General features: G+C 69.0%; 7 protein-coding genes. 1 reads left to right on the top strand and 6 read right to left on the bottom strand.

Annotation, left to right across the window (positions count from 1 at the left end; all coding sequences use genetic code 11):
- The 5 genes from dnaK to ACFWGZ_RS37770 all read right to left on the bottom strand — a co-directional run.
- The coding region (dnaK, locus tag ACFWGZ_RS37790; protein WP_382456398.1) for a molecular chaperone DnaK at positions 1-1697 on the bottom strand (1697 nt) is incomplete at its 3' end.
- Between the two features lie 190 nt (positions 1698-1887).
- Complete coding sequence (locus ACFWGZ_RS37785; protein WP_382456397.1) at positions 1888-2724, bottom strand: DUF4097 domain-containing protein; 837 nt, start codon at positions 2722-2724, stop codon at positions 1888-1890.
- Positions 2725-2805: 81 nt separating this feature from the next.
- Positions 2806-3360, bottom strand: coding sequence for a hypothetical protein (locus ACFWGZ_RS37780; RefSeq protein ID WP_382456396.1), 555 nt, complete (start codon positions 3358-3360; stop codon positions 2806-2808).
- A 4-nt stretch (positions 3361-3364) separates the two neighbouring features.
- On the bottom strand, positions 3365-3961 hold the full coding sequence (locus ACFWGZ_RS37775; RefSeq protein ID WP_382456395.1) for a TetR/AcrR family transcriptional regulator: 597 nt from the start codon (positions 3959-3961) through the stop codon (positions 3365-3367).
- Positions 3962-3966: 5 nt separating this feature from the next.
- Positions 3967-4290 (bottom strand): DMT family transporter, encoded by a 324-nt coding sequence (locus ACFWGZ_RS37770; RefSeq protein ID WP_382456394.1) that lies wholly within the window; start codon positions 4288-4290, stop codon positions 3967-3969.
- A gap of 145 nt (positions 4291-4435) precedes the next feature.
- Here ACFWGZ_RS37770 and ACFWGZ_RS37765 point away from each other — a divergent pair, with 145 nt between their 5' ends.
- Positions 4436-6697 (top strand): (Fe-S)-binding protein, encoded by a 2262-nt coding sequence (locus tag ACFWGZ_RS37765; RefSeq protein ID WP_382456393.1) that lies wholly within the window; start codon positions 4436-4438, stop codon positions 6695-6697.
- 57 nt (positions 6698-6754) lie between these two features.
- Here ACFWGZ_RS37765 and ACFWGZ_RS37760 read toward each other — a convergent pair whose 3' ends face one another.
- Positions 6755-7135, bottom strand: a complete 381-nt coding sequence (locus ACFWGZ_RS37760) for a phage holin family protein (protein ID WP_382456392.1) — start codon at positions 7133-7135, stop codon at positions 6755-6757.
- Between the last annotated feature and the right edge of the window lie 93 nt (positions 7136-7228).

The following is a 7228-nucleotide window of genomic DNA, read 5'->3' as shown; positions in this document are numbered from 1 at the left end:
AGCTTCTCCACCGCGGCCTTGATGGCGGCGATGTCGGTGCCCTTGAGCGCCTCGGTGGCCTCGGCGATCGCGGCGGTGACCTTCTCCTTGATGTCCGCCGGGAGCTTGTCGTCGTTCTCCTTGACGACCTTCTCCGTCTGGTAGACCAGGGTCTCGGCCTGGTTGCGGACCTCGGCCTCCTCGCGGCGGCGCTTGTCCTCCTCCGCGTGGGCCTCGGCGTCCTTGACCATGCGGTCGATGTCGTCCTTCGGCAGCGCGGAGCCACCGGTGATCGTCATCGACTGCTCCTTGCCGGTGCCCAGGTCCTTCGCCGACACGTGGACGATGCCGTTCGCGTCGATGTCGAAGGTGACCTCGATCTGCGGCACGCCACGCGGGGCGGGCGGCAGGCCGGTCAGCTCGAACATGCCGAGCTTCTTGTTGTGGGCCGCGATCTCGCGCTCGCCCTGGAAGACCTGGATCTGCACGGACGGCTGGCTGTCGTCCGCGGTCGTGAAGGTCTCGGAGCGCTTCGTCGGGATCGTGGTGTTGCGCTCGATCAGCTTGGTCATGATGCCGCCCTTGGTCTCGATGCCGAGGGACAGCGGGGTGACGTCGAGCAGCAGGACGTCCTTGACCTCGCCCTTGAGGACACCGGCCTGCAGGGCGGCGCCGACGGCGACGACCTCGTCCGGGTTCACGCCCTTGTTGGGCTCGCGGCCGCCGGTCAGCTCCTTGACGAGCTCCGCGACGGCGGGCATGCGGGTCGAGCCACCGACGAGCACGACGTGGTCGATGTCGCCGACGGAGACGCCGGCGTCCTTGATCACGTTGTTGAACGGCGCGCGGGTGCGCTCGAGCAGGTCGTTCGTGATCCGCTGGAACTCGGCGCGCGACAGCGTCTCGTCGAGGAACAGCGGGTTCTTGTCCGCGTCCACCGTGATGTACGGCAGGTTGATCGAGGCGTTGCTGGAGCTCGACAGCTCGATCTTGGCCTTCTCGGCGGCCTCGCGGATCCGCTGCAGGGCCATCTTGTCTTTGGTCAGGTCGATGCCGTTGGCCTGCTTGAAGCGCTCGACCAGCCAGTCGACGACGCGCTGGTCCCAGTCGTCGCCACCGAGGTGGTTGTCACCGGAGGTCGCGCGGACCTCGACCACGCCGTCGCCGAGCTCGAGCAGCGAGACGTCGAACGTGCCGCCACCGAGGTCGAAGACCAGGATGGTCTGCTCCTTCTCGCCCTTGTCGAGGCCGTACGCCAGAGCGGCGGAGGTCGGCTCGTTGACGATGCGGAGCACGTTGAGACCCGCGATCTGGCCGGCCTCCTTGGTGGCCTGGCGCTGCGCGTCCTCGAAGTAGGCCGGGACGGTGATGACCGCGTCGGTGATCTCCTCGCCCAGGTACGCCTCGGCGTCGCGCTTGAGCTTCATCAGCACGCGCGCGGAGATCTCCTGCGAGGTGTACTTCTTGCCGTCGACCTCGTCGGTCTGCCAGTTCGTGCCGACGTGGCGCTTGACCGAACGGATGGTGCGGTCGACGTTGGTGACGGCCTGGTTCTTCGCGGGCTGACCCACGAGGACCTCGCCGTTCTTCGCGAACGCGACGATGGACGGGGTCGTCCTCGAGCCCTCCGAGTTGGCGATGACCGTCGGCTCACCGCCCTCGAGAACAGCGACGACGGAGTTGGTCGTCCCCAAGTCGATGCCGACTGCACGCGCCATTGGAGTTCCTTCCGCTAGTACTTGTTGAGCGTTGCTGGCTCAAGTTTGCCACCCCGCCCAGCCTTGAGCCTACCCGACTCAAGCTTTCTGACTGTGCCAACGGCTGGGGAAGTCCCGTTGTTCCCTCGGAACGCGCCGAGGGCCACTCCGCGTGGAGTGGCCCTCGACACAGTCCCCCTCGGGGTGGTCCTCAGATCGCGAACACCCGGACCTCGCCGGAACCGCTGGAGAGGTTGAGCTCGAGCGACGCGCCGGGGTCGGTGGGGACGTGGACCTCGCGGTCCCCGCTGTCCGACGACCCGGTGACCTTGTACGGGCCGCCGGGCGCCCGGACGTTGACGTCGCCGGACCCGGACCGGACCCGCACGGACCTCGGCTCCGCCATGGTCAGCTCGACCCGGCCGGAGCCGGTGTCGGCGATCACGTCGCCGCTCAGGAAGGAGCCGTCGATGTCTCCGGAGCTGGCGACGACGAGGGCCTTGCCCTTCACCGTGTTGAGCTCGACGCGGCCGGACCCGAGATCGGCCGTGAGGGTTCCCCCGACCCTCGTGGCCGAGAAGTTGCCGGACCCGGCCTTGACCTTGACGTCACCCGCGACGTCGCGGGTGACGACGTTGCCGGACCCGGTCTCGAACTCGACGGAGGACACCCCCTCGACGAGCGCGTCGCCCGATCCGATGTTGCCCACCACCGAGATGCCGGCGGAGGGCACCACGACCTCGTAGTTGGCCTCGCAGTTGTCGCCGCACGTGTCCAGCACCAGCGTGCTGCCCTCGACGTGGTGCGTGGGCCCGCCGGGCTTGTTGTTCTTGTTGTGCTGCACCCGGCGGTGGACCTTCGTCTCCCCCAGGTCCTGCTGCACCCTGATGGTCACGTCCCCCGACCCGTTGCGCGCACGCACGGACGTGATCTTCTCCGCGACCACGTGGTCGTCGGAGAACTCGTACTCCACGATGCGGATGCCACAGCCCGTCAGCGCCGTGAGCACCGTCCCCGCCACCAACGCCACCAGCGCCGTCCTCATCATGGACACCAAGCTAGAGGCGGCCCTGCCCACGAACACGGCAGTGGACCCCCGAAGCGGTGGTGGGGTTCTCCCTACCCAGTGCTAGACGAGGTCTTCGAGCACCGCGCGCAACGCCGGCGCGGTGCGCGCCGGGTCGGTGAGGAACCGCGTCGACGCCAGCACGTGCGCCGGGGCGATGCGCTCCCAGAGCAGGCCCTCGACCGGCACCTCGGCGATGTGCAGCTCCACGCTCTGCGCCCACCGGCCGATGCGCGACTCGACGCCCCGCAGCACGTCGCCGATCGGCAGCGCGGCCGGGCTCCGCGTCCGGTGCAGCTCGTCGATGCCCGGCTTCAGGGCGAGGACCGCGGCGTGGCAGGCCGGACGGGTCACCAGCGCGGCCGCGTCCTCCGGCGCCGGGGGCTCGGCGCCGCGCGTGCACGCCCCCAGCGCGTCGGCCCACCAGCCCGGCCACTCGGCGGTCGCGGCGGCGCGGTCGACGCCCGCGGGCACCCGCACCGGCAGCGACGGCTCCAGGCCCGGCACGTGCGGCTCGACGTCGACGGACAGCGCCAGCGAGTCGCGCACGTAGAGCGCGGCCAGGAGCCCCAGGCTCACCCCGTGGCTGATGCCGGACACCTCTCGCGCGAACTTCATGGCCTCATTCTTCCCCCGCGGTGGCCGTGACATCGTCGCGGCCGCGGATCAAGAAGGACACGATTGGCTCCAGCTCGTCCCCGGTCGGCGCGACGTCGGCGATGAGCCCCTGGAGCAGCAGGCCGTCGATCGCGGCGAGGAACGCGCGGAACGCGACGGGGTCGGCCGGGCGCACCGCCTCCACCGCGAGGTCGAGCCACCGGCGCGCGGCGGCCTTCAGCTCGGGACGCCGGCCCGCCAGCAGGTACAGCTCGTACTCGGCGAGCGTGCGGCCGCGGTTCTCGTCCACCGCCCTCGCGATGACACCGGCGATCTCGCGCGCGCTGCCGCCGCTCGCGACGATCTGGAGCATGTCGTCGCACAGCACTTCCGCCGACCACAGCAGTGTGGCGATCAGCAGGTCGTCGAGCGTCGCGTAGTAGTAGGTCGGTGCCGTCGTCGGCACGCCCGCCTCACGGGCCACGCTGCGGTGGGTCACGCCGGCGATGCCGTCGCGTTCGATCACGCGCAGGGTCGCCTCGATGATCGCCCTGCGCTTCTTCTCGCCCCGCGCCTTGCGGCCGTCGACCTTCCGGCCGCCGACCTGCTGGGCCTCCACCACCGCGGTCAGTGCGTCCTCCCGAGCTCGAGCGTCACCACGCCCCCGATGATCAGGACCAGACCGACGACCATCGTGGGGTTGAGGGTCTCACCGAGGAAACGCCAGCCGATGATCGCCACGGAGGCGACGCCGATGGCCGACCACACGGCGTAGGCGACGCCCACGGGCATACCCAACTTCAACGCGCGCGAAAGTGCCGTGAAGGCGATGGCGTAGCCGACGACAACCACGACCGAAGGCCACGGTCTGGTGAATCCCTCGGCGAGCTTCAGCGACACGGTGGCGGCGATCTCCGCCACGATCGCCGCGGCGAGGTACACGTACAGCACGGCGGCCTCCGAGGCGTTCGAGCCAACTAGTTGAACGATTGTTCCATAAGTTTTTGATCACCTTCCGGAATCTTGACCGGTACGCGACGAGACACCGGCCACGTCCAAGTGGTTACTCAGGAGTAACCTGGCCTAGACTCCCGCCATGACCCTCCAGCTGGTTCTCGGACTCGTCGCCGTAGCGGTGAGCGTCGTCGCCTGGGGCGTGTTCGTCACCGGCGTCTGGAAGATGATCAAGATCATCCGGCTCGGCCAGCCGGACGGCACCCGCACGGGTCCGTTCTGGCCGCGCCTGAAGACGATGGTCGTCGAGTTCGTCGCGCACACCAGGATGGCCAAGTTCCGTTCGGTCGCCCCGTGGCACTGGATGGTGATGTGGGGCTTCCTCATCGGCTCCGCGGTGCTGTTCGAGGCGTACGGCGAGGTGTTCGACCCGCACTTCCACTGGCCGGTCATCGGCACGTGGTCGGTGTGGCTGCTGCTCGTCGAGCTGCTGGGCCTCGGCACCGTCGTCGGCGGCGTTGCGCTCGCGATCATCCGCCAGCTCAACCACCCGCGTCGCGCCGACCGGCTCTCGCGCTTCGCCGGGTCGAGCTTCCGGTCCGCCTACTTCGTCGAGGCGGTCGTGGTCATCGAGGGCATCGGCATCCTCCTGGTCAAGGCGTTCAAGCAGTCGAGCGGCCTCGAGACCGCGCCGCTGTGGACGTCGTTCGTGACCCAGCCGCTCGCGCAGATCCTGCCCTCCGCGCCCGTCTGGGTGTCGGTGATGGCGCTGGTCAAGCTGCTGAGCGGCATGATCTGGCTGGTCGTCGTCGGCCGGAACCTCACGATGGGTGTCGCCTGGCACCGGTTCTCGGCGTTCTTCAACATCTACTTCAAGCGCGAGGACGACGGCGGCGTCGCCCTCGGCGCCCTCAAGCCGATGATGTCCGGCGGCAAGGTCCTCGACCTCGAGGAAGCCGACCCGGACAAGGACGTGTTCGGCGTCGGCAAGGTCGAGGACTTCAGCTGGAAGGGCTGGCTCGACTTCTCCACGTGCACCGAGTGCGGCCGCTGCCAGTCGCAGTGCCCCGCCTGGAACACCGGCAAGCCGCTGTCGCCGAAGATGGTCATCACGCAGCTGCGCGACCACGCGTTCGCCAAGGCGCCGTACCTGCTGGCCGGCGGCTCGAAGGACATGGCCGGTGACGAGGTCGGCCTGACCGAGGACAAGTACGAGGACTACAAGAAGCGCCTCGAGTCGATCGACGTGCTGGCGATGGCCGAGTCCGAGCGCCCGCTGATCGGCGGCCCGGACGAGCTCGGCGTCATCGACCCCGAGGTGCTGTGGTCGTGCACGACCTGCGGCGCGTGCGTCGAGCAGTGCCCGGTCGACATCGAGCACGTCGACCACATCGTCGACATGCGCCGCTACCAGGTGCTGATCGAGTCGAACTTCCCGACCGAGCTCGGCGGGATGTTCAAGAACCTGGAGAACAAGGGCAACCCGTGGGGCCAGAACGCCAAGGACCGCTTGAGCTGGACCGAGGGCCTCGAGTTCGAGGTGCCGGTGTTCGACGGCGACCTGGGCGACGCCGAGTACCTGTTCTGGGTCGGCTGCGCCGGTGCGTTCGAGGACCGCGCGAAGAAGACGACGCGCGCCGTCGCCGAGCTGCTGCACACCGCGGACGTCAAGTACACGGTGCTCGGCCCGGAGGAGACCTGCACCGGTGACCCGGCCCGCCGCGCCGGCAACGAGTTCCTGTTCCAGATGCTCGCGCAGCAGAACGTCGAGGTGCTCAACTCGGTGTTCGAGGACCGGCCCGCCGGTCAGCGCAAGATCGTCGTGACGTGTGCGCACTGCTTCAACACGCTGGCCAACGAGTACCCGTCGGTCGGCGGCACGTACGAGGTCGTGCACCACACGCAGCTGCTGAACAAGCTGGTGCGCGAACGCCGCCTGGTGCCGGTCGCGCCGGTCACCGAGGACGTCACCTACCACGACCCGTGCTACCTGGGCCGGCACAACAAGGTCTACGAGGCGCCGCGCGAGCTCATCGGCGCGTCCGGGGCGAAGCTGCGCGAGATGCCGCGCCACGAAGAGCGCTCGATGTGCTGCGGCGCCGGCGGTGCGCGCATGTGGATGGAAGAGCGGATCGGCAAGCGCATCAACCTCGACCGCGTGGACGAGGCGCTGGGCACCGCGCCGTCGAAGATCGCGACCGGCTGCCCGTTCTGCCGCGTGATGCTGACCGACGGCGTGACCGCGCGTCAGTCCGACGGCCAGGCGGGCGCGCACGTCGAGGTCGTGGACGTGGCGCAGATGCTGCTGGAGTCGGTGCGGCGCGGCACGGAGAAGAAGGACACGCCGACCGACGAGGTCGCGACCGGCACGCCGCTGCCGGACGAGGACAAGGCGAAGGCCTGAGCCTGCACGAGAAAGCCCCTCGGTCCCGTGTGGACCGAGGGGCTTTTTGCTGCTGCGTCAGTCGTTGTCGGTGATCTTGTCGTAGACCACGTTCAGCAGCCAGCCGGTCAGGGCGACGATGATCGCGCCCCAGAACGCGGGCCAGAAGCCGTCGACGCGGAACGGCAGGTCGAGCTGCTCGGCGATCCAGCCGGTGAACATGAACAGCAGCGCGTTCACCACGAGCCCGATCAGCCCCAGCGTGACCAGGTAGAACAGGCAGCCGAAGAACTTCACGAGCGGCTTCACGACCGCGTTCACCAGACCGAAGATCACCGCGACGCCGATCAGCGTGAGGATTCTCGAGCCGGTGGTGCCCTCGCCCAGGTCGATGCCGGGGAGGGCGGTCGACACCCAGACCGCCACCGCGGTCAGCAGCACATGCACCAAGATGCCCATGCCGCGCAGACTAGCCGTGGCGCGTCCTATGTGGTCACGACCCGCGCCCGTGGCGGACCCCGGCACGCAGAACGGCCCGCGTCTCTCCCGGAC

The sequence above is a fragment of the Lentzea sp. NPDC060358 genome (assembly GCF_042725365.1).
Lineage (GTDB): Bacteria > Actinomycetota > Actinomycetes > Mycobacteriales > Pseudonocardiaceae > Lentzea.
This window is presented reverse-complemented; position numbering and strand designations above follow the sequence as displayed.